Origin of the sequence: Crossiella sp. CA198, from assembly GCF_052078295.1 — a bacterium.
GTDB lineage: Bacteria > Actinomycetota > Actinomycetes > Mycobacteriales > Pseudonocardiaceae > Crossiella.
This window is the reverse complement of sequence record NZ_JBQJIM010000007.1, coordinates 48085-71746: the sequence shown is the minus strand read 5'-3', so window position 1 is coordinate 71746 and position 23662 is coordinate 48085. Positions and strand designations below refer to the sequence as shown.

General features: G+C 72.1%; 25 protein-coding genes. 9 read left to right on the top strand and 16 right to left on the bottom strand.

The window, feature by feature from the left end:
• The first annotated feature begins 3 nt into the window (after positions 1-3).
• The 4 genes from ACTOWY_RS13410 to ACTOWY_RS13395 are packed head-to-tail and all read left to right on the top strand — an operon-like array spanning position 4 to position 4308.
• Positions 4-798 (top strand): ABC transporter ATP-binding protein, encoded by a 795-nt coding sequence (locus tag ACTOWY_RS13410; RefSeq protein ID WP_441309936.1) that lies wholly within the window; start codon positions 4-6, stop codon positions 796-798.
• On the top strand, positions 795-1571 hold the full coding sequence (locus ACTOWY_RS13405; RefSeq protein ID WP_441309935.1) for an ABC transporter permease: 777 nt from the start codon (positions 795-797) through the stop codon (positions 1569-1571). The genes ACTOWY_RS13410 and ACTOWY_RS13405 overlap by 4 nt, the downstream gene beginning before the upstream one ends.
• Entirely contained in the window at positions 1568-2374 is an 807-nt protein-coding gene (locus ACTOWY_RS13400; protein WP_441309934.1) for an ABC transporter permease, read from the top strand. Before ACTOWY_RS13405 ends, ACTOWY_RS13400 begins: the two co-directional genes overlap by 4 nt.
• Entirely contained in the window at positions 2371-4308 is a 1938-nt protein-coding gene (locus ACTOWY_RS13395; protein ID WP_441309933.1) for a CehA/McbA family metallohydrolase, read from the top strand. The genes ACTOWY_RS13400 and ACTOWY_RS13395 overlap by 4 nt, the downstream gene beginning before the upstream one ends.
• A 73-nt stretch (positions 4309-4381) precedes the next feature.
• Here the strand turns inward: ACTOWY_RS13395 and ACTOWY_RS13390 are convergent, their stop codons facing one another.
• Together ACTOWY_RS13390 and ACTOWY_RS13385 are read right to left on the bottom strand one after the other, a co-directional pair.
• Positions 4382-4981 (bottom strand): hypothetical protein, encoded by a 600-nt coding sequence (locus ACTOWY_RS13390; RefSeq protein WP_441309932.1) that lies wholly within the window; start codon positions 4979-4981, stop codon positions 4382-4384.
• A 1461-nt stretch (positions 4982-6442) separates the two neighbouring features.
• Positions 6443-7966 carry a CYTH and CHAD domain-containing protein gene (locus ACTOWY_RS13385; RefSeq protein WP_441309931.1) on the bottom strand — a complete coding sequence of 508 codons (1524 nt, stop codon included), beginning with the start codon at positions 7964-7966 and terminating at the stop codon, positions 6443-6445.
• Between the two features lie 110 nt (positions 7967-8076).
• On the opposite strand from ACTOWY_RS13385, the gene ACTOWY_RS13380 reads away from it, so the two are divergent.
• Positions 8077-8244, top strand: a complete 168-nt coding sequence (locus ACTOWY_RS13380; protein WP_441309930.1) for a hypothetical protein — start codon at positions 8077-8079, stop codon at positions 8242-8244.
• Here the strand turns inward: ACTOWY_RS13380 and ACTOWY_RS13375 are convergent.
• Complete coding sequence (locus ACTOWY_RS13375) at positions 8241-9245, bottom strand: PHP domain-containing protein (protein WP_441309929.1); 1005 nt, start codon at positions 9243-9245, stop codon at positions 8241-8243. The two genes, ACTOWY_RS13380 and ACTOWY_RS13375, sit on opposite strands and share 4 nt — an antisense overlap.
• Before the next feature lie 43 nt (positions 9246-9288).
• Here ACTOWY_RS13375 and ACTOWY_RS13370 point away from each other — a divergent pair, with 43 nt between their 5' ends.
• A complete protein-coding gene (locus ACTOWY_RS13370) occupies positions 9289-9735 on the top strand; it encodes a DUF6098 family protein (RefSeq protein WP_441309928.1) in 447 nt (148 codons plus the stop codon).
• Positions 9736-9751: 16 nt separating this feature from the next.
• Here the strand turns inward: ACTOWY_RS13370 and ACTOWY_RS13365 are convergent, their stop codons facing one another.
• The 5 genes from ACTOWY_RS13365 to ACTOWY_RS13345 form a co-directional block, all read right to left on the bottom strand.
• Positions 9752-10159 (bottom strand): RidA family protein, encoded by a 408-nt coding sequence (locus ACTOWY_RS13365; RefSeq protein ID WP_441309927.1) that lies wholly within the window; start codon positions 10157-10159, stop codon positions 9752-9754.
• Positions 10156-10815 carry a DNA-binding response regulator gene (locus tag ACTOWY_RS13360; protein ID WP_441309926.1) on the bottom strand — a complete coding sequence of 220 codons (660 nt, stop codon included), beginning with the start codon at positions 10813-10815 and terminating at the stop codon, positions 10156-10158. Before ACTOWY_RS13360 ends, ACTOWY_RS13365 begins: the two co-directional genes overlap by 4 nt.
• The gene (locus tag ACTOWY_RS13355) at positions 10797-11885 is read right to left on the bottom strand and encodes a hypothetical protein (RefSeq protein WP_441309925.1); all 1089 of its coding nucleotides are present in this window, start codon (positions 11883-11885) and stop codon (positions 10797-10799) included. Before ACTOWY_RS13355 ends, ACTOWY_RS13360 begins: the two co-directional genes overlap by 19 nt.
• Before the next feature lie 97 nt (positions 11886-11982).
• Complete coding sequence (locus ACTOWY_RS13350; RefSeq protein ID WP_441309924.1) at positions 11983-13116, bottom strand: sensor histidine kinase; 1134 nt, start codon at positions 13114-13116, stop codon at positions 11983-11985.
• 262 nt (positions 13117-13378) lie between these two features.
• Positions 13379-14332 carry a DMT family transporter gene (locus ACTOWY_RS13345; protein ID WP_441309923.1) on the bottom strand — a complete coding sequence of 318 codons (954 nt, stop codon included), beginning with the start codon at positions 14330-14332 and terminating at the stop codon, positions 13379-13381.
• Here ACTOWY_RS13345 and ACTOWY_RS13340 point away from each other — a divergent pair.
• Positions 14331-15731, top strand: a complete 1401-nt coding sequence (locus ACTOWY_RS13340; RefSeq protein WP_441309922.1) for an aminotransferase-like domain-containing protein — start codon at positions 14331-14333, stop codon at positions 15729-15731. The two genes, ACTOWY_RS13345 and ACTOWY_RS13340, sit on opposite strands and share 2 nt — an antisense overlap.
• Positions 15732-15756: 25 nt before the next feature.
• On the opposite strand, the gene ACTOWY_RS13335 is transcribed toward ACTOWY_RS13340, so the two are convergent.
• A complete protein-coding gene (locus tag ACTOWY_RS13335; protein ID WP_441309921.1) occupies positions 15757-15933 on the bottom strand; it encodes a hypothetical protein in 177 nt (58 codons plus the stop codon).
• Between the two features lie 121 nt (positions 15934-16054).
• On the bottom strand, positions 16055-17011 hold the full coding sequence (locus tag ACTOWY_RS13330) for a DUF3048 domain-containing protein (RefSeq protein ID WP_441309920.1): 957 nt from the start codon (positions 17009-17011) through the stop codon (positions 16055-16057).
• A 115-nt stretch (positions 17012-17126) separates the two neighbouring features.
• Between ACTOWY_RS13330 and ACTOWY_RS13325 the strand changes: the two genes are divergently transcribed.
• Positions 17127-17810, top strand: coding sequence for a DJ-1/PfpI family protein (locus ACTOWY_RS13325; RefSeq protein WP_441309919.1), 684 nt, complete (start codon positions 17127-17129; stop codon positions 17808-17810).
• Between the two features lie 539 nt (positions 17811-18349).
• On the opposite strand, the gene ACTOWY_RS13320 is transcribed toward ACTOWY_RS13325, so the two are convergent.
• Genes ACTOWY_RS13320 through ACTOWY_RS13295 form a run of 6 tightly spaced genes read right to left on the bottom strand, consistent with a single transcriptional unit; the run spans position 18350 to position 22732 of the window.
• Entirely contained in the window at positions 18350-18790 is a 441-nt protein-coding gene (locus tag ACTOWY_RS13320) for a MarR family winged helix-turn-helix transcriptional regulator (protein WP_441309918.1), read from the bottom strand.
• Positions 18791-18803: 13 nt separating this feature from the next.
• Positions 18804-19136: a hypothetical protein gene (locus tag ACTOWY_RS13315; RefSeq protein ID WP_441309917.1), complete on the bottom strand. Its 333-nt coding sequence runs from the start codon at positions 19134-19136 to the stop codon at positions 18804-18806.
• 44 nt (positions 19137-19180) lie between these two features.
• Positions 19181-19993 (bottom strand): class I SAM-dependent methyltransferase, encoded by an 813-nt coding sequence (locus ACTOWY_RS13310; protein WP_441309916.1) that lies wholly within the window; start codon positions 19991-19993, stop codon positions 19181-19183.
• 11 nt (positions 19994-20004) lie between these two features.
• Positions 20005-21375: an NAD(P)(+) transhydrogenase (Re/Si-specific) subunit beta gene (locus ACTOWY_RS13305; RefSeq protein WP_441309915.1), complete on the bottom strand. Its 1371-nt coding sequence runs from the start codon at positions 21373-21375 to the stop codon at positions 20005-20007.
• Positions 21372-21662, bottom strand: a complete 291-nt coding sequence (locus ACTOWY_RS13300; RefSeq protein ID WP_441309914.1) for an NAD(P) transhydrogenase subunit alpha — start codon at positions 21660-21662, stop codon at positions 21372-21374. The genes ACTOWY_RS13305 and ACTOWY_RS13300 overlap by 4 nt, the downstream gene beginning before the upstream one ends.
• Positions 21659-22732, bottom strand: coding sequence for an NAD(P) transhydrogenase subunit alpha (locus ACTOWY_RS13295; RefSeq protein ID WP_441309913.1), 1074 nt, complete (start codon positions 22730-22732; stop codon positions 21659-21661). Before ACTOWY_RS13295 ends, ACTOWY_RS13300 begins: the two co-directional genes overlap by 4 nt.
• Positions 22733-22898: 166 nt before the next feature.
• Here ACTOWY_RS13295 and ACTOWY_RS13290 point away from each other — a divergent pair, with 166 nt between their 5' ends.
• Positions 22899-23657 carry an SDR family NAD(P)-dependent oxidoreductase gene (locus ACTOWY_RS13290; RefSeq protein WP_441309912.1) on the top strand — a complete coding sequence of 253 codons (759 nt, stop codon included), beginning with the start codon at positions 22899-22901 and terminating at the stop codon, positions 23655-23657.
• Positions 23658-23662 lie beyond the last annotated feature (5 nt).

Here is a 23662-nt window from a genome sequence, read left to right as displayed (position 1 = left end):
GCAGTGCGCGAACAGACCGGTCGCATCACCATCCGCGGCGTCGGGCACACCTACATCGACCAGGACCGCAAGCAACGGGTCCGGGCACTGGACCGGATCGACCTGGATATCCGGCCGCGCGAGTTCCTCTGCCTCGCCGGGGCCTCCGGCTGCGGCAAGACCACCCTGCTGAACATCATCGCGGGCCTGGTCAGGGCCGAGGAGGGCACGGTCAGCGTGGACGGTGTCGTGGTGCGCGGCCCTGGCAGGGACCGCGGCATGGTCTTCCAGGAGTACGCCCTGCTGCCCTGGCGGACCGTGCTGGACAACGTGGCGCTGGGCCCCAAGCTGGCCGGGGTCGGCAAGGCACGCCGCCGCGAACTGGCCCGCGAGCAGCTCGACCGGGTGGGCCTGGCCGGTTTCGCCGACAGCTACCCGCACGAACTCTCCGGTGGCATGCGCCAGCGCGCCGCGGTGGCCCGCACCCTGGCCGCCGATCCGCTGGTGATGCTGATGGACGAGCCGTTCGCCGCGGTGGACGCGCAGACCAGGGCCGGGCTGCAGGAGGAGCTGGTGCGGGTCTGGCAGGACAGCGGCAAGACCGTGGTCTTCGTGACCCACTCGGTGGAGGAGGCCGCGTTCCTGGCCGATCGCACGGTCGTGCTGGCCCCGCACCCCGGCCGGGTGCACACCATCGTCGAGGGCCGGGTGCCCAGGCCGGAGCGCAGGGCGGTGGCCGCGGGCCCGGCCCAGGCCGAGGTGGCCGCCGAGCTGTTGCACGAGATCCACGCCGCCCGCGCCCTCGACGGTGTGCGGTGACCGCGCCGGCACGCCGGGGGGCCGCGCCGCTGCTGGCCTTCGCGCTGCTGCTGGCGGTGTGGCAGGCATCGGCGGCGCTGGCCGGGCAGGACGAGCGCTTCTATCCCACCCCGGCCTCGGTCTGGCTGGCCGCGGGCGAGCTGTGGTCACACGGCCTGTTGCCCGCCTTCGTCGAGGTGAGCGTGCAGCGCTGGCTGATCGGCGTACTCGCGGGCATCCTGTGCGCGGTCCCGCTGGCCGTGCTGCTGTCGCTGAGCGAGACGGCCGTGCGGATGCTGATGCCCCTGCTGGACTTCTTCCACGCGATCGTCGAGCTGGCCTGGCTGCCGCTGTTCGTGCTGTGGTTCGGCTACAGCACGCTGACCATCGAGCTGTCCATCGGCTACGTGGTCTTCTTCCTGGTCCTCTACAACACCCTGACCGGCATCCGGCAGGTGCCGCCCTCGGTGGTCAGCGCGCTGCGCACGCTGGGCGCGGGCCGCTGGCAGGTGACCTGGGAGGCGCTGCTGCCCGGCGCGCTGCCCTCGGTGCTCACCGGGGTGCGGCTGGGCGCGGGATTCGCCTGGCGGTCCCTGGTGGGCGCGGAGATGATCGCCGCGCAGAGCGGCCTCGGCTTCCTGATCTTCCAGAGCCGCGAGGACATGCAGACCTCGCGCACGGTGGTCGGCATGGTGGTCATCGGCCTGCTCTGGCTGCTCATCGACCGGTGCTACCTGCGGCCGGTCGAGGCGGCCACCGTGCAGCGCTGGGGCGTCATCCGGAGCGCCGGGTGAGGGCCGCGGCGCACCGCGCGGTCATCACCGCCCGGCTGCTGGCCGGCCGCGCGCTGTGGCTGGTCCCGGTGCTGCTGCTACTGCTCGGCTGGGCACTGCTGCCCGTGCTGGTGGACCTGCCCGCCTACCAGCTGCCCCGGCTCGCCGAGGTGGCCGCCACCGGATGGCGCCTGCTCGTCGACGGCACCCTGGCCCAGGCGATCGGGGCGAGCCTGCTGCGGCTGGCCGTCGCCTTCCTCATCGGCGCCGGTCTCGGCCTGCTGCTCGGCCTGTCCATGGCAGCCAGCCGGGTGCTGACCCTGCTGCTCGAACCGATCGTGGCCTTCTTCCAGGCGGTCGCCGGGATCGCCTGGATCCCGCTGGCGATCGTGTGGTTCGGCTTCGGCGACGGCCCGGTGCTGTTCGTGGTGGCCAACGCGATCTTCTTCATCGTGCTGTACAACACGCTGCTCGGCGTGCACGGCATCCAGCGGGTGCTGCCGCAGGCCGTGCGCACCCTGGGCGGGACCCGGTGGCAGGTGCTGCGCGAGGTCCTGCTGCCCGGCGCGATGGTCAGCGTGCTGGCCGGCCTGCGCACCGGCCTGGCCTTCGGCTGGCGGGCGCTGGTGGCGGTGGAGCTGATCGCGGCCAACTCCGGCATGGGTTTCCTGACCCTGTCGGCTTCCCGCAACTACCAGAGTGAGGTCGTGGTGGTGGCGATCGTGGTGGTCGGCCTGCTGTGGCTGGCCATGGACCGCCTGCTGCTGCGGCCCATCGAGCGGCGCACCGTCGTGCGCTGGGGGATGGTGAGGAAAACCCGATGACAACCGATCCGAGGACAACCGACAGGGCCTGGTTCACGCCAGAACTGATCACCGCGGCGGAGTGGGGCAGCTACCTGTTCCGCTTCCGGGTGGGTGACCAGCCGCTGGAGCAGGGCGGCACCATCCGGGTGCAGCTGCCGGACAGCTGGCACGCCTGGCGGCGCAACGGCGCCAAGGGCGTGCAGTCGCACGAGCCCGCCGCCGACAACCACGTCACCGGCCGGGTCGCCTCCGGTTCGGCGAGCGTGCGCTGCGAGGTCGAGGGCGGCGTGGCCGAGGACGTGGTGAAGAGCAACCGGACCGGGATCGACGGCAGGGCGGGCCGCTACGTCTACGTCACCAGGCTGACCGTGGTCAGCGGCAGGCTGGCGCCTGGCGACCTGGTGGAGATCCGCTTCGGCGATGTCTCCGGCGGCAGCAGGGGATTCGCCGCCGCACTGCACCCGGAAGGCCCGGAGCAGGTGCTGGTGGCGGTGGACCCGGACGGCTCCGGGTACGCCCGGATCCTGCTGGCCGAGCAGTCGCCGGTGCTGGAGGTCCAGCCCTGCGCCCCGGCCGAACTGCTCTGCTACGGCCCTTCGCTGCTCGGCGCGGGCGAGTCCGGCCGGATCCGGGTGGTCGTGGTGGACGCCGAGGGCAACCGGGTCAACTCGATCGGCGGCCTGCCGGTGCCGCGGGTGCGCGACGGCGACGTGCTGCTGGAGGACCCGGTGCCCGGCGAGCTGGGCGGGACGTTCGAGATCGGGTTCACCGCGCGGTCGCCAGGGGTGGTGCGGGTGTCGGTGTACCTGCCCGCCCTGCCGGCGGGGCTGACCAACCCGTGCTGGGTGAGCCCGGCCGCGCCGCGGCAGCGACTGTACTGGGGCGACCTGCACTCCCACTCCGACCACAGCTTCGACGGGGTCGGCCACTTCCCCTACGAGTACGCCAGGGACGTCTCCTGCCTGGACTTCTACGCGCTCACCGAGCACTGCGAGCGCTGGCGGGAGGGGGACTGGGAAAACCTGTGCGAGCGGGTCGCGAAGTACCACGACCCCGGCCGGTTCGTCACCTTCCTCGCCTACGAGGCCACCTTCCACGAGCCGTGGGGACACCACAACGTCTACTTCCGCGACCCGGCTGACGCGCTCGTGCTCGGCGCGGACCAGGGCACCGTGCTGGACCTGTGGCGCGCGCTCAAGGGCAGGCGGGCGCTGACCATCCCGCACCACACCGGCGTCGCCTTCTCCCCCAAGACCGCGGGCAGCATCCCCGGCAGCACCTCGCCCGCGGTGGACTGGCAGTACCACCAGCCTGACCTGCGCAGGACCGTGGAGATCTACTCCGGCCACGGCCAGTCGGAGTTCTACGACCCTTCCTTCGACCTGTCCTATGAGAACTCCGACTTCTCCACCAACACCTCGCGCAACGGCCCGCACTACGCGCGGGACGCCTGGGAACTCGGCCACCAGCTCGGCGTGATCGGCTCCTCGGACAACCACCGCGCCCAGCCCGGTCGCGGCGAGCTGGGCCTGGCCGCGGTGTTCGCGCCGGAGCTGGAGCGCGGCGCGGTCTTCGACGCCCTGCACGACCGCCAGAGTTACGGCACCACCGGCGCGCGGATGCTGCTGGACTTCAGCGTCAACGGCACGCCGATGGGCCAGTCCAGCACCGCCGAGGGCCCGCTCCGGTTCGAGATCAGGGTGGCGGGCACCGAGGAGCTGGACACGGTGCAGATCCTCAGTGGCCGGGTCGGGGCGAGCGAGTCCACCAAGGTGGTCGCGGCCTGGCTGCCCACGGGCCTGGACTTCAGCGGGACCTGGTCGGCGGCGGCGCCCGCGGAGCGGACCTTCTACTACCTCCGGGTCCGGCAGCGCACGAGCTACCGCGGCCGCAAGGCGACCGCGTGGAGCAGCCCGATCTGGATCGAGCCCGGCCGCGACGGGACGGACTGAGTCCTCCCCCGGGCAGACCGGAGCCCACCCGCTACCGTCGGCGGGTGGGCTCCGGTTCTGGTTTTCCTTGTGGTCAGGCGGGATTCGGGTATGGACCGTCCTTGCCGCCGATGCTGTCCCTGGCGAAGTCGAACGTGGCCAGCCACTTGTTCGCCGGCAGCAGACCGGCGTTGTCCTTGACCTGCTGGCCGCCGGTGAGCTGCTCCTCGATGGTGTTGTCCTTGCCGATGTTATGGGTGTACAAGCCCTCGTCGACCGAGTCGAACTGGTTCCGCTGCACCAGCAGCCGGTTGGTCCGGTCGTCCAGGTAGATCGCGGCGACCTTGACCTGGACCACCGCGGTGGGCTGCCGTTTCACCTGGGTGATGTAGTTGCCGCTGATGGTCGAACGCGGCACCCCGGCGTCGTAGTGGAAGTTCGCCTTGGTGTGGATGGCGCCGCAGTCGATGGCCACCAGGCAGTTGCGCTCCAGCCGGTTGTTCAGCACCTGCACGTCGCGCAGCGCGGACACCCGGTCCGTTGCCAGGTCGTGGATCCAACCCAGGTTGATCCCGATGTTGCGCACGTTGGTGATGGTGTTGTGCTCGATGGTCAGGCCGTTCGGGTAGGTCGCGGTGACGGCCGAATCGGTGTGGTAGTCCAGGCCCATGTCGTCGAAGTAGTTGTTGCGCACCGTGGTGCCGCGGTTCTGCGCCTGCTCGGGGACGGCCGGGTCCTGGGGGGGTGCCGATGAAGATCCCGCTGTCGGCGATCTTGGTGAACACGTTGCCGTCGAAGGACACCTGGTTGGTGCCGGGGCCCAGCACCACGCCGGTCGCGCCGAGGTGGCGGAAAGCGTTGCGGGTGAAGGAGATGTTCCGCGAGTTCTCGATGTGCACGGCGCCGGGGTTGACCTCCCAGACCGGGAAGCCATCACTCGTCTTGCTCGGCGGCACGGCCTCGAAATGGACCCCGCCCTGCCGTTGCAGGTTGCCCTGCTGGTTCGGCAGCAGCCAGCTGGTGTGCGCGAACTGCAGGCCGTGGAACTGGATGTCCGAGGCCCCGTCCAGCCGCAGGAGCTGTTGTCCCACCGGTGCGATGACGCCCAGGGTGCTGGGATCCTGGGCCGACTTCAGGTACACCCGGTTGGCCTTGCGGTCCAGCCACCACTCGTTGTCGGCGTCCAGGAACTCCTTGGCGCCCTCGAAGAAGGTCGCGTACCGCTGCTCGGGGTACCACACCTCATCATGGGGGGCGACCTCGAGGGTGCCGCCGGTGCCGACGGGGCTCGTGATCCCTTCCGGAGACTTCGGCACGACCTGCCGGAATCCGTCCGGGGCCGTGGCGACGGAGTCGATCCGGTAGCGCAGCTGGCGCCAGGTGAACTGCACCACCGCGTGCGCCCCGTCCAGGCCGCCGGGATCCCCGGCCGGCAGCGCGGCGCCGGGGACGCTGATCCGCAGTGCCCGCTGGTCCTTGACCCGGATCAGGCTGGACCGCACGAACCCGGTGTTGGGGCTGCGAGCCCGGGTGAACCGCTGGCCGAGCCCGTAGAGCTGGAGGAAGTCCAGGCCCTTGGCGTCGGCGCGCCACAGGCCGTCCTGGTCCTTGGTCCACCCGGTGATCGGCATGCCCGCGCTGAGCACCGGTGATGTGCCCGGCAGGTTGCGCCAGATGACCCGGTGGCCCTTCTTGCCGGAGTCCGCGGCGCCGAGTGTCTTGGGCTCCGTTATCTGGTAGCGGCCGCCGTCGAAATACACCACGAGGTCCTGGGTCAGGGCGGGGGTCAGCTCTCGCTGCCGGGCCAGCACCCGGTCCAGGCCGCAGGCGGTGGCGAGTTGCCCGCAGTCGCCGGTGGTGGCGCCGCCGGGCTTGGCGTAGAGGCGGAGCGGAACGGCCTCGGCCGCCACGGCGGAGATGGGTAAGGCGCAGGTCAGGAGTAGGGCGCAGACGGCTGGTGCGGCCAGTCGCGACCAGCGGGGTTTCGGACGAGTCACCAATGACTCCCATCTCGGGCCACCGGCGGGCAGCCCGCTGCCAGGTCCGATCCCGGCCAACGGCGGACGGGATCCGGTGTGGCCGGATCCTGGCACCGATTGGATACAATGTCCAGGGTCCAATCCTGGACAAGCTTGGGGTTGCTCTTCAGGCGCTGCTAGCGGAGCCACTTCCGGAGCTTGTTCGCCGAAGCCTTGCGCCACAGTGCCGGGAGTTCGGTGCGGGACTGTGCCGCTCGTGCCTCGTCGCGGCCAAGGAACAGGCCGTAGCTGAAGCCGTTCTCGGTGGCCAGGTGGGCTTGGCTGCCCAGGTCGCGGAGGGCTTGACGGCTCACTACCGCGTCCTGGTGGTGGCCAAGGTGGGTTTGCAGCTTCTTCATTCGGGTGCGGAAGCGGGTGGCGTTCTTGCCGAACACCGGTTCCAGCGCTTCGGCGGCGTAGCGGGCTCTCTTGGCCGCTTTGCGGGCCTCGTGCAGGGCCAGTTCCTGTTCCGGGCCATCCTTGGTCGCGGCCGCTGTCATCGCCCGGTCCAGCTTGCGGTAGGCACGGCGGACCTGCTGGGGCAGGACGTCCTTCGCCGGGTGGGTGGCCAGCCGGGTGGGCGGGGGTTCGGAGAGGGCGAACTCCAGCAGGCACAGCAGGTCCAGGTAGCGCTGGCCGTCCAGTTCGGCGAGGACCTTCTTGCGGGCGGCGGCGAACTCCTGGCGGTAGTGGCCCTCGACCCTGGCCTTGACGGGGCCGAGGACGAGGTCATCCGGGGTGTCCTGGATGTGCTGGCTGATGCGGTGGTGCAGGACTTCCAGATCCCGCGCCTCGCCAAGGACCGCGCCCAGCCATTTCAGCTCGTCGGAGAGGCGGCCGGTCTGTTCCCGGTCGATGACCTTGCCGTAGGCGCGCAGGGTGCTGCGGAGGCGGCGGGTGGCGACCCGCATCTGGTGGATGGCGTCCGGCTTGTCGCGGCGGATGAGGATGTCGCCAGCCACCAGGGCGGCGGCCTGGGCGCGGAGGTAGGCCAGCACGACGGTGATGGCGGCGGACTTCTTGGTCAGGGGGCGCGGTGGGGTGTGCGCGAAGACCGGGTGCGGCGGGGTACCCAGGAGGCGGCCGATCTTTGACTTGGACGTGCTGCGGCGGGCGCCTGCCGCGGCGAAGCGTTCGTCCACTGTGGACAGTAGGGTCAGGTCGCCGTCGACGAGTTCCACTTCGGCTTCCTGCCAGGTGTCCAGGGTGGCGGACTCGCCCATGGTCTGGGCGCTGACGTCGTCGATGACCACCTCGGCCAGCACCGCGCCCTCGGTGTCGACCAGGTGCCAGCGGCGGCGGGTGGTGCGCAGGCGGCCGATGGGGGTCAGCTCGCCGCCCCTGGTGTGCGCGCGGACGAGGGTGGCCAGGGCGGCCGGGACCTTGCGGTTACGGCCCAGCGGCAGGCGGATCTCCTCGCGGGTGTCCTGGCCCAGCGGCAGCTTGAGGTGCCAGCCCGCGTCGTCGCCGCCGGTGCGGCGGCGCAGGGTGACGCCCTCGGCGAGCAGGCGGCGGTCGGCGGTGTCGAAGTAGGTGGCGTCCAGGGCCAGTTCGTCGGGACCCAGCAGGGCGGCGACCCCTGGCAGGCCGCCCAGATCGGGCAGGGCCAGTGGTTCCGCCGCCTCGTACTTGCGCTCGATCTCCCGCGTTTCGGTCGCCATCTTGCATGCTTACCCGAGTTGGCGGGGTTCAGCACCTGGTGTTTGCCGGTCGGCATGATCGGGAACCGCCCTGGGGGACAGGGTCGAGAACCGCGGACGGGAGGTAGGCGATGAACCACCCCACCGGGGAAGTCCCCGAGGCCGACGCCGTGGCCCAGCACACCGGGGTAGTCCCGGAAGAGCCGGATCCGCTCATCGAGGTGCACCCGCTGGAAGCCGATCCGGCCGATGTCCTGGACCAGCACCGGCCGGTCCCGCTGGATGAGGAAGACCTCTAGAGACGACCGCGCCACCGGGTGAGCTGCCGCGCCGTCCGCGTGTTGATCACCCGGTCCGCGCGCACCCCGCACTCCAGCGCCCGCGCGCAGCCGAAGCCGAGCCAGTCGAGCTGGCCGGGCGCGTGCGCGTCGGAGTCGATGGCGAACTCACAGCCGAGTTCCACCGCCGCCCGCAGCAGTCGCCGCGGCGGATCCAGCCGCTCCGGCCGTGAGTTGATCTCCACCGCGACCCGGTGCGCCCGGCAGGCGGTGAAGACCCGTTCGGCGTCGAACTCCGATTCGGGGCGGCCCCGGCCGGTGAGCAGCCGTCCGGTGCAGTGCCCGAGCACGTCCAGGTGCGGATCGGCCACCGCCGCGCACAGCCGCTCGGTCATCTCCGGCGCGGGCATGCGCAACTTCGAGTGCACGCTGCCGACCACCAGATCCAGCTCGGCGAGCAGGTCCGGCTCCTGGTCCAGCGAGCCGTCCTCGAGGATGTCCACCTCGATGCCGGTGAGGATCCGGAACGGCGCCAGCCGCTCGTTGAGCCCTCGCACCACCGCGAGCTGCTCCCGCAGCCGGTCCGCGGAGAGGCCGTTGGCGATCCGCAGCCGGGGCGAATGATCGGTGAGCGCGATCCACTCGTGCCCCAGATCGCGGGCGGCCTCGGCCATCTCCGCGATCGGACTGCCGCCGTCGGACCAATCGGAATGCGTGTGGCAGTCCCCGCGCAACGCCCGCCGCAACTCCGTGCCGCCGCCGATCTCCGGCGCGGTCCCGGCCAGCGCGGTCAGGTAGGCGGGCCGCTGACCGGCCAGCGCCTCGCCGATCACGCCCGCGGTGACCTTGCCGATGCCGGGCAGCTCGGTCAGCGTGCCGCGCGCCGCCCGGGCCCGCAGTTCCTCCCCGGTCAGCGGTTCGACGGTGGCCGCGGCACGCCGGAACGCCCGCACCCGGTAGCTGGGCTCGGCGGCCCGCTCCAGGTGGAAGGCGATCTGGCGCAGTGCCCGAACGGGATCCACCGGCCAGGAGTACCCACCCCGATCTCGGGCAACTCCTCTGCGCATGGAGGCTGAACTACCCGTGCTGACCAGCCTGGACGAGCTGGCAAAGGTGGTCGAGCGGCACCGTGGCGAGCTGTACCTGCGCTGGTCGCGGGGTCCGGCGACCGATCAGGGCTCGGTCAGCAGGGACGAGCTGACCGGGGTCGAGCTGCCCGGCCTGTCCGCCAGCCCGCTGGCGGTGGAGGACTGGTGGGCGGACCGGCCGCTGCCGGTGTGGGTGGCCCGCAGGCTCTACGACTACCGCCACCTGCGCGAACAGCGCGGTCCACAGGTGCGCCCCTGGCTGTTCGAGGGCGTCGAAGTGGGGCGCGGCCCGGACAACGAACCGCTGGCCCGCTGCGACCGGCCACTGGCGTGGATCGCCGAGGAGGTCCTGATCGCGGCCGAACGCACGGTCGCGGACTTCCACGCCGACTGGGGCCCGCTGGACCGCGGCGGCGGCCGGTAGCGCTGGTGCGGCCGGGTCACCCGCGCGGGATCGCGGCGACCGCCTCCACCTCGATGAGGATGTGCGGCGCGGCCAGCCCGGCCACCACGATCAGCGAGTGCGCGGGCCAGTCCTTGTCCGGGAACCACTTCTCGAACAGCTCCACCCGCCCGGCGCGCACCGCGGGCAGGTGCTCGGTCCCGGCGACCATGGTGAACATCTTCACCAGATGTTCCGGACCGCCGCCGGCCGCGGCGAGCAGCGCGGCCAGGTTCTCGTGCGCCTGCCGGGTCTGGGACTCCGCGTCAGCGGCCATGGTGCCATCCAGCCGGGAGCCGATCTGGCCCGCGATGAACAGCAGCTCGTGGTCGGCCGGGGCACTGGCCAGGTGGCTGTACTGGCCGACCGGCGGGCCGATCACCGCGGGGTTCCAACGCTGGATCACAGGTCCTCCAAGGCAACCAGGCCGTCCTGGATGGCGCGGGCCACCAGTGCCGCCTTGGTCGGGGCGGCGCGCCCGACGTTGGCGTACTTGATCCGCACCCGGTCGATGTAGGTGTTCACCGTACGCGCGGAGAGCCCGAGCTTCTGCGCGACCATCTCCTTGGACTCGCAGGTGAACCACTCGATCAGCACATCCGCCTCGCGCGGGGCCAGTCTCGGGCGGCTGCTGCGGGTGTCCGCGCCGATCGCGCCCGCCAGCGCGGGCGGGGTGTAGGGCAGGTTGTTCGCCGCGGCCCGGATGGCGGCGACCAGGTGGGTCTGGCCCTCGGCCTTGGTCAGGTAGGCGAACGCGCCGATGTCCACACAGGACAGTGCGGTCTCCGCGTCGTCGCGCATGGTGTAGACGATCACCTGGCGGCCCGCGTCGACCAGCCGGGTCAGGTCGCCGTAGCCGGGCTGGGCGGTCTGGCCCAGGTGCAGGTCCAGCACCACCACATCGGCCTGGGCGCCAGGATCGGTCCAGGCCGCGGCCGGGGTCGGCCCGGTCGCCAGCACCTCGATCGGCGGGTCGGCCAGGCTGCACCAGGCCTGCACGCCGGCCACGATCGCGGGGTGGTCGTCCACCACCACCGCGGTGATCAGTTCTGCGCTCGCCACTTGGCTTCCACCCACACCCGATCCGCGTTCACCAGGTTCGTCACCACGACCCCGTCGGCCTGCGCGACCGGAACGGGCTCCGGCGCGTCGGCGACCACGCTTACCGTAACGGCGTTAGCCGAACCGACCACGGTCACCCTGGCGGTACTGGCCGCGGCCACCAGCGCCGCCAGCGCCGGTTCGGTCAGCGCCCGCCGCACCGCCAGCTCCAGTGGCGGCCGCGGCCCGCGCACCGCCAGCTGCACGCTCACCCCGCCGCGCTGCGCGCTGTCGATGCAGGCGGCCAGCTCGTGCAGCAGCGGATCGTCCACGTCATCGCCCTCGGCGAACAGCCGCCGCATCCGCGCCGCCTCCACCGCGGCCAGCCGCCGCACCCGCTCGTCGCCGGGATCGGCCCGGCCCGTGGCGAGGTCCACCAGCAGCGGCAACGCGGTCCGGGACAGCGCCGCGTAGCGCTCCTCGTGATCACGTTGCAGTTCCCGGGTGATCGCGGCCGCGGTCCGCCGCGCGCCCTCCGCCCGCGCGGTCCGGGCGGCCCCGGCGGCGATCCGGTGCAGCATCGCGGCGGCGAAGGCCACCGCGAGCTGATACCCGAACACGGTGACCCCCGCGATCAGCAACCCCACCAGCGCGGCCCGGTCCGCCTGCCCGACCAGCACCAGCTGCGCCAGGTTGAGCACCGCGTGCACCAGCAGGAAGGCCAGCACCGCGCCGATCCCCTTGTCCAGCAACAACAGCACGCCGAACCAGCCGAGCAGCATGAAGGACCACTCGGCCCGGCTCACGATCAGCTCCGGCGGCACCCCGGTCAGCGCGAGCAGCGCCGCGCCGAACACCAGGACCAGCAGCGGCCAGCGCCAGCGGCCGGGATCGGCGCGGAGGGCGCAGAAGACCGCGACCGCGAACAGGATGCCGAAGGCGACCAGCTCCAGGGTCAGCGACCGGTAGACCTCCGCGTTCGCGATGATCACCGGCAGCGCCAGCCCGAGCAGCCCGGCGAAGGTGATCAGCACGGTGGCCAGCCGCAACCCACGCAGGTACACCGCGGCCGCGCCCGCCCGCCCGCTCACCGCCACCCCACCAACGTCGAGTTGGCCAAAGTCGTACGCCAAGTTGGCCCAACTGGTCGTACGACTTGGGCCAACTCGACTGTTCGCGGGCGGCGGCTCATCCCGGCCACTCCAACCGCACCGTCGTGCCCTGCCCCGGCGCCGAACGCACACTCCCCCGCCCGCCTGCCCGGTGCATCCGCGCCACCACCGACCCGGTCAGCCCGCGCCGCTGCGCCGAGGTCTCCCCCACCGCGAACCCGGCCCCCTCGTCCCGCACCTCCACCACCACCCGGGACGCGTCCCCGGCCACCACCAGGGCCGCCCGGTCCACTCCGGCATGCCGGTGCACGTTCCGCAACGCCTCCGCCACCCCGCCTTCCAGTGCCGCCGCCACCGCCGCGGTCACCACCGGCTGGTACTCGAACCGCACGTCCACCGCCACCGGCGCCGCCTCCGCCGCGCGCACCAGGACCGCGGCCAGCTGGACCGGTTCCTGGTCGGGTTCGGGGCGGGTGGCCAGCGCGGCGACGTCCCTGGCGGCCTGTTCGGCCAGCCAGGGTTCGGGCCGGTCGGCCACGCCCATGCCGACCATCAGCAGGGTGGCCGCGCCGGTGTCGTGCAGGGTGGCCAGGTACTCGCGGTGTTCCCGGTTGCGGGCCGCCTCGACCTCGGCGTCCCGCTGCGCCGCCGCGGCCAGGGCGGTGGCCGTGTCGGCCGCCCGCGCGCCCCGGCACACCAGCACGAACAGCAGCCTGGCCAGTCCGGCCTCGACAAAAAGCCAGAGCCCGTAGGGAATCCCGGTCTCCCAGTCGGCGACCAGCGCGACCCCGCCGGAGTAGGCCACGAACAGCACCAGCACCGCCGCCGCCAGCGCGCCGCGGGCGGGCGGGACCCGCCACTGCCAGCTGACCGCGACCACCGACACCATGACCAGCACCCAGCTGGTCCCGTCGGAGAGCGCGGCCGCCGGCTCGATCCGCCCCTGTGCCAGGCACAGCGCGGTCAGCACCGCCAGGTCCACCGGCAGCACCCAGCGACCTCGCGCCCGCCACAGCACCAGGTTCCACGCGTTGACGACCAGGACGGCGGCGATGGTGGCGGCGAGGTCATCGGGCGCGGACAGCGGGGCGAGCACCCCGGCGCAGGCCAGCACGACTGTGCGCACAAGCAAGGAGAACCGGAGGGCCGAGCGGCGGAACTCGCGTTCGATCGCCCAGTCCGGGGCCGGACCCGGCCGGTTGCCCTCCATGACTGTGCAGATTAGCCCCTGGGAGCCAGCCGCGAACGCCGGTAGCCGCTGGGAGTGAGGCCGACCTCACGCCCGAAGCTGACCCGGAAGCCGGCCGCGGCGCCGAACCCGGTGGATGGTGCCGCGTGTGCCTGTTGAGTGGGCACACGCGGCCACCGCCACCGTCTCGTCGTGCGTCCCGCCCGGACCCACGACGTCTCAGCGGCTCTCGGCGAAGAAAACCCCCAGTCGCCTCTTCGCCCCCCACCCGCTGAGAGCAACCCTAGAACCGTTGTGCCACCTGTGGTGACGGTCGATCGACCCGCACCGGAGGAGTAACCGCGCGGCTCCTTTGGGTGAGCACCACGCACAACAGCACCACCACCGCCATGCCCGCGGTGAACACGCCGATCTCCTCACCCAGCAGCAAGGCCGCCCAGCCCAGGCCGAGCACCGGCTGGGCCAGCTGCACCTGACCGACCCTGGCCACCCCGCCGCGGGCGAGTCCGGCGTACCAGGCGAAGAAGCCGAGGAACATCGACACCAGGCTGACGTAACCGAAGCTCGCCCAGGCCTGCCAGCTCACCGCAGCGGGCACGATCGGCAGCGCGGCGAACACGGTGGCCGGCACGGTCAGCGGCAGCGAGACGACCAGGGCCCAGCAGATCGTGCGCGCGCCGCCGAGATCACGGGCCAGCGCGCCGCCCTCGGCGTAACCCAGTCCGCACAACACCACCGCGGCCAGCAGCAACAGGTCCGCGGCCTCGAAGCCGCCGCTGAGACCGCCCGCGGTGGCCACGAACACCAGCACCGCGAGCAGCCCCGCGCCGCTGGCCAGCCAGAACCGGCCGGTCGGCCGCTCCCCCGCGCGCAGCACCGCCCACACCGCGGTGGCGGCGGGCAGCACCGCGATCACCACCGCGCCGTGCGAGGCGGTCTGCACGGTCAGCGCGAGCGAGGTGAACAGCGGAAAGCCGACCACCACACCGAGTCCGACCAGCAACAACCGCTTGACCTGTTGCCGGTTCAGGCGTTGCCAGCCGGTGATCCACAGGTAGCCGAGGGCCAGCGTCCCGGCCACCGCGGCCCGGCCGAAGGCCACGAACCAGGGGTTCAACTCGGCCACCGCGAGCCGGGTCATCGGCAGCGACAGGCTGAAGGCCAGCACACCCAGCGCGCCGAGCAGGAAGCCGCCCGTTATCCGATTCTGGCCGATAACGTTACTCTTGTCCCTCATGAATGACGATAACGCCGCGCGTCGTGTTATCCAAGAGCTGCGGGCGCACGTCACTGCCGCCGCGCCGGGCGCGCGGCTGCCCTCGGTGCGGGATCTCATGGCCAGGCACCACATCTCGCCGGTCACCGCGCAACGGGCGATTCGTCAGCTGGCCAGCGAAGGGCTGGTGGAGGTCCGGCCGGGCAAGGGCAGTTACGTGGCCGCGCGCGTCGCCGGCGTTACCGAGGTGGCCGACCTGTCCTGGCAGGCGGTGGCCCTGGGCGAACGCCGCTCCGGCGAGGACGCGCTGCCCGAACTCCTGGCCATGCCCCGCCCCGAACTGATCACACTCACCGCCGGCTACCTCGACGCCGCACTGCAACCGGTCAACGCGCTCGGCGCGGCCCTGTCCCGGGCGGCCCGGCGGCCCTCGGCCTGGGAACGCGGCCCGGTGGAGGGCAGGCTCGAACTACGCGCCTGGTTCGCCCGGCAGGCCGGTGGCGCGCTGCGTGCCGGGGACATGGTGGTCTGCCCCGGCGGCCAGTCCGGGCTGGGCACCGCGTTGCGCGCACTGTGCGTGCCCGGCGACACCGTGCTGGTCGAGGCCCCCACCTACCTCGGCGTGATGGCCGCCGCCCGCACCTTCGGCCTGCGCGTGGTCGGCGTGCCGGTCGACGCCGACGGCGTGCGACCAGACCTCCTGGCGGCCGCGTTCGAGCGCACCGGCGCCAGGGTGTTCTACTGCCAGCCCGCCTACGCCAACCCGCACGGCGCCGTGCTCGCCCCGCACCGCCGCGCCGAGGTGCTCGCCGCCGCCCGCGCCGCCAGGGCGTTCATCCTGGAAGACGACTGGGCCAGGGACCTGGTCCTGGAAGGCGAACACCCGCCGCCCCTGGTCGCCGAGGACCTGCACGGCCATGTGGTGCACCTGCGCTCACTGACCAAAGCGGGCGCGCCCGGTCTGCGGGTGGCCGCGATCGGCGCCCGCGGCGCGGCGGGCGCGCGGATCCGCAGCGCCAGGGTCGCCGACGACTTCTTCGTCTCCGGTCCGCTGCAGGAGGCCGCGCTGGAGTTCGTCGCCTCCCCCGCCTGGGCCCGGCACCAGCGCACCCTGCGCACCGAACTGCTGGCCCGCCGGGACGCGCTGCTGTCCGCACTGGCCCGGCACCTGCCCGAGTTCACCCTGGCCGTGGTGCCGCGCGGCGGACTGCACCTGTGGGCCCGGCTGCCCGACTGGGTGGACGACCAGGCGCTGACCACCGCGGCCGCGGCACACGGCGTGGTGGTGTTCCCCGGCAGGCCCTGGTACCCGGCGGAACCACCGGCCCCACACCTGCGGCTGACCTTCGGCGCGGCCGCGCCCGAGGTACTCGGCGAGGGGGTGCGGCGGCTCGCGGCGGCCTACGCGACGCTGCGCTGACCGTTGCGCCGCAACGGAATCCGGGTCAGTCCACAGCCGTGGCCTGGCTCGGCACGACCGGGTTGCGCGGGCGGCGCTGGATCTCCTCCAGCATCTCGGCGATGGTGTCCGGCACGAACAACTCCACCACCTTCCTGGCCGCGGCCAGGAGATCCTCGCGGGTGGCCATCCCATCCTGCTGGGCCACACTGTGCTGCATCACGACCTACCCATCCTCCACCGGCCGCCCCGACTTCCCTTGCCGGACAACACATCTACCCGCCAGCCCCCAGTTACCGGCAAGTCATCGCCCGATCGGCCTCATAGGTGCTGCGTCACACCGTTCATGCTGGTACAAGCAACACCAGGATTGGTCCAGTAGCGAAGGGCAGTGGCTGACCGCCCGGTTGGGTGAACGTGGTGCCGCCGTCGATGGCGGGGCGTGACCACCGGCCGGGATAGGACCGCCCGTCCCGCAATACGATCGCCTCCCCGGAGCCGACGGTCTGGGCGAACGGCGATCCGCTGCCCCGGCTGTCGTGCGACCCCGAGTCGCGCACGATCACCTTCTGCACCACCACGGTGCGCGCGGTGACCGCCCCGCCCTCGGCCGCGGCCAGCGGCGCGCCGTCCAGGCCGACCCGCCAGCGCTGGTCCTGCGGGTTGTAGTCCAGGGCCACCACGGCCGCCGGGTACCGCACCACGTGCTGGGTGGTGTCCGTACCGCCCTCGGGCGCCGGGCCGAACCGGAACCCGATGTCCCGCACCGCGCCCACGCCCGGGGCGGCGGCGAGCAGTTTCGCCGGATCGGCGTAGGTGTTGTGCGGGGCGCCGCGCCGGGAGTCGCGGGTGTAGGCGCCGGGCGCCTTGTCCGGCGACAGCGGGATCAGCGGGGCGGCGGCGATCCGCTGGGCGACCTCGGCCGCCGCGCCGGAGTAGGCCAGCGCGGGCCGCTGGAAGTGTTGCAGCAGTTCGAGATCGGTCTCCCTGGCACTGCGCACCGGCCCGACCGAGGCAGGCAGCCGGGAGCTGAACACCGCGACGAACCGGGTCAGCCCGCCTTCCACCGGTTCGAGGTAGAGCAGGTCGGCCTGGGTGAGCCCGGTCTGCGGCCGGGCCGCGGCCAGGTTGTCGATCTTGACCGCGAGCACTGGTTTCCCGGCAGGCGCCGGCAGTCCGGTGAGCGGGGACGGGGCCTCGGTCGCGGCACTGGTCGAGCCGGCGGTGGGGCCGGGTGGCGCGGAATCCGAGCAGGCCGCCGCGGCGAACAGCAACAGGATCGGGACGGTCAGCCTGCGCATGAAACCTCCCGGAAGGCGGTGTCCCGAGGCTAGCGACTACCGGGGGTGCCAGCGAGCCCACTTTCAGGCTAACTTACAGTCTGACTGATAGATCCGTCGGCTTTTGGAGGACCGCGTGTCCGCGAAACTCACCGTTGGCATCCTCGTTTCCCCTGGTTACTTCGTGTTCGACATCCTCGGCGTGCACACCGTGTTCGGCATGCAGCCGGAGGTGGAGCTGCACCTGCTGTGGAAGGACCGCGAGCCGGTGCTGGGCCTGCCGACCTTCCCGACCGTGCCCACCACCGCCTTCGCCGACTGCCCGGCGGAACTGGACGTGCTGGCCGTCGGCGCGATCCCCGGCGAGGTCCTCACCGACCCGGAGGTGATCGACTTCTTCGCCACCGCGGCGGCCAGGACCAAGCACGTGATCGCGATCTGCGGCGGCACGTTCCTGCCCGGCCTGGCCGGACTGGTCAACGGAAAGCGGGCCACCACGAACTTCCACCTCACCGACCTGCTGCCACATGTCGGCGCGATCCCGGTCGAGGGCGGCCAGGTGGTCCGGGACGGCAACCTGTGGACCGCGGGCCCGGTGACCGGTTCCATCGAGGCCGCGCTGCTGGTGCTGGCCGAACTCCGCGGCGTCGAGGTGGCCCGACGAACCGAGCTGGACCTGGAGTTCGCACCGAACCCGCCGTTCGGCACCGGCAGTCCGGCACTGGCCGGGCCGGAGCTGACGGCGGAGTCGATGCAGGCGTTCGAGCCGATGCGGGATGAGTTGCGGGACCTGCTCTCGGCGGCGGCGCGCACTGCCTGATCCGGGTCGCCGGTCCTGGCGGATCGCGACCGCCGGGACCGGCCGGGCGGCGGGCGGCAGCGCCAACCGGCCGTTCGGTTGGCGGCCGGAGCGGCGGCCAGCAGTCTCTACCAACCGTTCGGTCGGCACAGAACCGCGATCAACCCCAACCGACCGGTCGGTTGACGCACCGAGCAGCGGTCAGCAGTCTCTACCGACCGGTCGGTAGAGGCACAGAGCAGCGGCCAGCGGTCCCTACCGACCATTCGGTAGGCGAGCGGAACCGCGATCAACGCCCCAACCAACCGGTCGGTCGACCTGCAGATCGGCGGTCAGCAATCTCTACCGACCATTCGGTATGGCACACGGAAATGGTGGTCAGCGGCCCAACCAACCGGTCGGTCGACGAACGGATACGACAGCCAGCACCACTACCGACCGTTCGGTAGACAGCCGGGACCGCAACCGACAACCACGCCCGTCCGGTCGGACGGGAGGTCAGGCGGGCGCGAGCCCAGTCGGGCGGTCACCGGGCGGCCGGGCGCGAGCCGGTCAGGTGGTCAGAGCGGCAGTCGCCGCGGCGCCGCCGCCAGTGCCGTCAACCCCGCCCTCAATCCGGCCACCTGCTCCGCGCTCAGATGCCCGAACAACTCCTCATCCAGGCGCACCGCCGCCTCCGCCACCCGCGCGAGCAGCTTCCGCCCGTGCTCGGTGATCTCCAGCCGGGCGGCGTGCCCGTGACCGGCCAGCACCCGCACCACCGCGCCCTGTTCTTCCAGCGCGCGGACCGTGGTGTGCATGCTCTGCGTGGTGACCCCGGCGCGGCGGGCCAGGTCCGAATAGGACAGATCCGGGCGGTGCGAGAGGTGTCCCAGCGCGCCGAGGTGGCGCAGGGTGAGGCCCTGGGTGGCGAGTTCCTCGTCGACCCGGCGGCTCAGCAGGCGGCCGACGGTCACCAGCATCAGCGTGGTGGAGTCCGCCACCGTCGGCTGCTCGGCCATGCCCAAGTATGGATCACGGCCACTTGGCGATGACCAGTTGCGGGGCCAGCCGGCTGTGCGGGGCGGGCAGCGCGATGAGTTCGGCGACCACCTCGCGCAGGCTGCCGGAGAAGTCCCAGACCACGCCGCCGGTGGCGCCGGGCTGATCGGCGAGCAGGCGGACCGCGCGGGCGTCGTCGCGGTCGGCGATGAAGACCGCGTCGGTGTAGTCGCGGTCGGTGAAGGACCCGGCCAGGCCCAGGGTGTGGCCTGCCTCGACCCAGGGCCGGAAGACCCAGCCTGCGTCGCGCAGGGCGGCGAGCACGATCAGTTCCGGATCGTGCTCGGCCTGCTCAGGCCCGGTCACAGCTCACCCCGTTTCCAGCTTGCTTGCGGAGCGTACCCCTGTGCTCACCCAGTGAAACTATGGGGGGCGAAGGTCACGGCCAGGTGGAGGTTCATCGCGCACGGCACCCGGCCGTCGGCCAGCACGGTGACGGTGTGGTCGAAACAGCGGCGCAGGGTGGCCAGCGCGGCCGGGTCCAGTGGGTCCAGGTCGTAGATCTCGATCATGCGGGTCCACACCTCGTCCAGGGTGCCGGTGAGGTCCAGGCGGATCGTGCGCCAGTCCACCGGGCCGAACCCTGCCCCGCCGAGCACCTGGTCCAGTCCGGCCCTGGTGCGGGTGCGGCGGTCGCCCAGCGCGGGCTGCCTGCGGTCGGCGGGCACCTCGTCCAGCACGGAGCGGGTGAGGTCGTTGAACACCTCGTAGGCGGTGCCGGGCACGGCCGCGCCGCTGAGCACCACCGCGAGCAGGCCGCCGGGTTCGAGCACCCTGGCGAGTTCGGCGGCCACCCGGTCGATGTCGGTGAGCTGGGCCAGGGCCAGGTGCGAGACGCAGGCGTCGAAGCTGTCGGCGGGAAACGGCAGCTCGTGCGCACTGGCCAGCGCGAGCGCCGCCCGGGTGAGCGCGGGCCGTTCGCGGGCCAGGGCCAGGGGCTCTTCGGCGAGGTCGATCCCGGCCAGGCGGCGGCGCCGGTCGCGGGCGAGCAGATCGAGGAGGTGGCCGTCACCGCAGCCCAGGTCCAGGACCCGGCGGCGGCCGGCGACGGTGTCGCAGAGCACCTGGTAGCTGGTCCGGCCGTCGGGCGCCCGGCCGGCGTCGACGGTGAGCCGCCCGAGGTGGATCGGACCCAGCGACGCCTCCCGCGCGGCAACCATCATGGCCGGAGAATTTACGCGAGCTGTTTCACCGCGGTCACCAGGCTGCTCAGCGAGTCCTTGGCGTCACCGAAAAGGAGCGTGGTCCGGGGGTTGAACAGCAGCTCGTTCTCGATCCCGGCGAACCCTGGCCGCATCGAGCGTTTGAGGAAGACCACCGAGTCGGCCTTGTCCACGTCCAGGATCGGCATGCCGTAGATCGGGCTGTCCGGCTGGTCGCGGGCGGCCGGGTTGACCACGTCGTTGGCGCCGATCACCAGGGCGACGTCGGTGCTGGCCAGCCGCGGGTTGACCTCCTCCATCTCCTTGAGCTGGGCGTAGGGCACATCGGCCTCGGCGAGCAGCACGTTCATGTGGCCCGGCATCCGGCCGGCGACCGGGTGGATGCCGTAGGCGACCTCCACGCCGCGCCCGGCGAGCAGGTCGGCGAGTTCGCGCACCACGTGCTGGGCCTGGGCGACGGCAAGGCCGTAGCCGGGGATGACCACCACGGTCCGGGCGTAGCCGAGCATGATCGCGATGTCCTCGGGGGTGCCGGTGCGGACCGTCCTGGACTCGGCGGGCCCGCCGCCGCCGACCGCGGCCGGGGTGAACGCGCCGAAGAGGATGTTGGTCAGCGAGCGGCCCATGGCCTTGGCCATCATCCGGGTGAGCAGCGTGCCGGAGGCGCCGACCAGGGTGCCCGCCACGATCAGCAGGGTGTTGCCGAGCACGTAGCCGGAGGCGGCCACGGCCAGGCCGGTGAAGGCGTTGAGCAGCGAGATCGCGATCGGCACGTCCGCGCCGCCCACCGGCAGCACGAACAGCACGCCGAGCAGCAACCCGGCCACGGTCAGCCCGAGCACCAGCGCGGTGGACGCGGTGGGCACCACGGCCACGGCCAAGCCCAGGCACAGCACCGAAACCCCGATCGCGGTGGACCGTCCATAAGGGAGGATCACCGGGCGGGTGGTCATCAGTTCCTGGAGTTTGAGGAAGGTGACCAGGCTGCCGGAGAAGCTGACCCAGCCGACCAGCACGCCGAACACGGTGGCCGCGCGCATGCCCGCGTTCCCGGTGGTGGCCAGGAATTCGGTCAGCGCGACCAGTGCCGCCGCCGCGCCGCCGACGCCGTTGAACAGGGCCACCATCTGCGGGATCGCGGTCATCTTCACCGCGCGGGCGGCCGGGATGCCGATGATCACGCCGAGTGCGATGGCGGCCAGGATCCAGCCCACGTTGCCGATCCGGCCGTCACCGAAGGCGATCGCCACCGCGAACACCATGCCCAGCGCGCCGACCAGGTTGGCCGCGCGGGCGTGCCGCGGTGTGCTCAATCCCTTGAGCGCCAGGATGAAGCACAGCGCGGCGAGCAGGTAGACGAGGTGCACCAGGTCCTGGCTCATCGCCTGCGCTCCTTGCCGCCGAACATGCTCAGCATCCGGTCGGTGGCCACGAAGCCGCCGACCACGTTGACCGTGGCGAAGACCACCGCGAGCAGCGCGAGGAGGAGTTCCACGGTGCTCTCCGCCTTGCCGGCCACCAGGATCGCGCCGACCAGGATGACGCCGTGGATGGCGTTCGCGCCGGACATCAGCGGGGTGTGCAGGATGGCGGCCACCTTGGAGACCACCTCGAATCCGACGAAGACCGACAGCACGAAGATGGTCAGCAGACTGATCTCGCCCGTCACGTCGCCTCCCTGGTCCTGGTGACGCGGCAACTGCCCAGGATCTCGTCGTCGAGGGCGTCGGTCCGCAGCTCACCGTCGACGGTGAGGTGCCGGAGGAAGTTGGCCATGTTGCGCGCGTAGAGCGCACTGGCGTGCGCTGGCATGCCGCTGGGCAGGTTGAGCGCACCGAGCACGGTCACCTCGCCGTGCCGGATCTCCTGTCCGGCCACGGAAAGTTCGCAGTTGCCGCCGGATTCCGCGGCCAGGTCCACCAGCACCGAGCCAGGGGTCATCCCGGCCACCATGGCCGCGGTGACCAGCACCGGCGCGCGTTTGCCCGGCACGGCCGCGGTGGTGATCACCACATCGGCGGCGGCGATCGCGGTGGTGAGCAGTTCTCGTTGCCGGGCAAGGAAGTCCTCGGACTGGGCTTTGGCGTAGCCGCCCGCGCCGTCCTGGCTGCCGAGGTCGAGTTCGAGGAACCGGGCGCCCAGGCTGCGCACCTCCTCGGCCGCGGCGGCGCGCACGTCGTAGGCGGTGACCACCGCGCCGAGCCGCCGCGCGGTCGCGATCGCCTGCAGGCCGGCCACTCCGGCGCCCAGCACCAGGACCTTGGCCGGGGCGATGGTGCCCGCGGCGGTGGTGAACATGGGCAGGAAGCGCGGAAGTCGTTCCGCGGCAAGCAATACCGCCCGATAGCCCGCCACCAGGGCCTGGGAGGACAGGGCGTCCATGCCCTGGGCCCGGCTGATGCGCGGCAGCAGCGCCAGGCTGTAGGCGGTGATCCCCTTGTCCCGCAAGACCTCCACCACGTCCTCGGGTGGCGCGAACAGGCTGACCGTGGTGATCCCGGCCCGGGTGGTGGCCGGATCCGGGGGTTGCACGCCGATCAGCAGGTCCGCCGCGCCGAGGTCGTCGGCGATCTGGGCGCCCGCGGCGCGGTAGTCATCGTCGGATGCGCAGGCATGGTGGCCGGCGCCGGACTGCACGAGCACGGTGAGTCCCGCGCCGGTGAGCAGGGGAACCGTGCCTGGCAGACAGGCAACCCTGCGTTCGCCGGCCCGCGACTCCGCGGGTACGCCGACCTTCACGCGGCCAACCGTAACGGACGTACGGTGATCTGGACCACATTGTGCTCTTCACCGTATTAACCCGGCACGCCGCCAGAACCCTCCTGGTCAGCCACTTCCGGCCGTACCGGCGATCACTGAGGGCAACCGGATCCACTCGGACGGCCGTAGCCGATACGGTCGGTTCGTGACCCTTCCTGACCTCTCCGGCACCGTCACGTTGATCACCGGCGCGGCCGGCGGCCTCGGCCACGGACTCGCCCGGCGCTTCGCCGAGGCGGGCGCCGCGGTGGCCGTGCACTACCGCGCCAGCGTCGAGGCCGCGCACACCCTGGTCGCCGAACTCCGCGACCTCGGCGCGCAGGCCCTGGCCCTGCCAGCCGACCTGTTGTCCCCCGAGCAGGCGCAGCACCTGATCGAGTCCACTGTGGACCACTTCGGGCGGCTGGACACGCTGGTGAACAACGCCGCCGTGCAGCCGGTGCAGGCACTGCCCGAGATGACCTTCGAGCAGTGGCGCGAGGTCGTGGGCACCAACCTGGACGCGGTGTTCCTGACCACCAGCCTCGCGGTGAAACACATGCGCCCCGGCAGCTCGGTGATCAACATCGCCTCGATCGAGGGCAGCCAGCCAGCGTTCGGGCACGCGCACTACAGCACGGCCAAGGCCGGCCTGCTCATGCAAACCCGGGCAGCGGCGCTGGAGTATGGGCCGCTGGGCGTGCGGGTGAACGCGGTCAGCCCCGGCCTGCTGGACCGGGACGGGCTGGCCGAGCAGTGGCCCGACGGCGTGGCACGCTGGCAGCGGGCCGCACCCCTGGCACGGCTGGGGCGGGCCGAGGACGTGGGCAACGCCTGCGTTTTCCTGGCGTCGGGATTGGCGTCCTGGATTTCCGGGCAGAATCTGGTTGTCGACGGCGGAATGTCCGCTCACCCGAACTGGTAAGGACT

Excerpts from the sequence above, each read along its gene's own strand:
- ACTOWY_RS13395 (WP_441309933.1), top strand. The coding sequence starts at position 2,371 with ATGACAACCGATCCGAGGACAACCGACAGGGCCTGGTTCACGCCAGAA.
- ACTOWY_RS13385 (WP_441309931.1), bottom strand. The coding sequence starts at position 7,966 with ATGGCGACCGAAACGCGGGAGATCGAGCGCAAGTACGAGGCGGCGGAA.
- ACTOWY_RS13380 (WP_441309930.1), top strand. The coding sequence starts at position 8,077 with ATGAACCACCCCACCGGGGAAGTCCCCGAGGCCGACGCCGTGGCCCAG.
- ACTOWY_RS13370 (WP_441309928.1), top strand. The coding sequence starts at position 9,289 with ATGGAGGCTGAACTACCCGTGCTGACCAGCCTGGACGAGCTGGCAAAG.
- ACTOWY_RS13350 (WP_441309924.1), bottom strand. The coding sequence starts at position 13,116 with ATGGAGGGCAACCGGCCGGGTCCGGCCCCGGACTGGGCGATCGAACGC.
- ACTOWY_RS13340 (WP_441309922.1), top strand. The coding sequence starts at position 14,331 with ATGAATGACGATAACGCCGCGCGTCGTGTTATCCAAGAGCTGCGGGCG.
- ACTOWY_RS13345 (WP_441309923.1), bottom strand. The coding sequence starts at position 14,332 with ATGAGGGACAAGAGTAACGTTATCGGCCAGAATCGGATAACGGGCGGC.
- ACTOWY_RS13330 (WP_441309920.1), bottom strand. The coding sequence starts at position 17,011 with ATGCGCAGGCTGACCGTCCCGATCCTGTTGCTGTTCGCCGCGGCGGCC.
- ACTOWY_RS13320 (WP_441309918.1), bottom strand. The coding sequence starts at position 18,790 with ATGGCCGAGCAGCCGACGGTGGCGGACTCCACCACGCTGATGCTGGTG.
- ACTOWY_RS13310 (WP_441309916.1), bottom strand. The coding sequence starts at position 19,993 with ATGATGGTTGCCGCGCGGGAGGCGTCGCTGGGTCCGATCCACCTCGGG.
- ACTOWY_RS13305 (WP_441309915.1), bottom strand. The coding sequence starts at position 21,375 with ATGAGCCAGGACCTGGTGCACCTCGTCTACCTGCTCGCCGCGCTGTGC.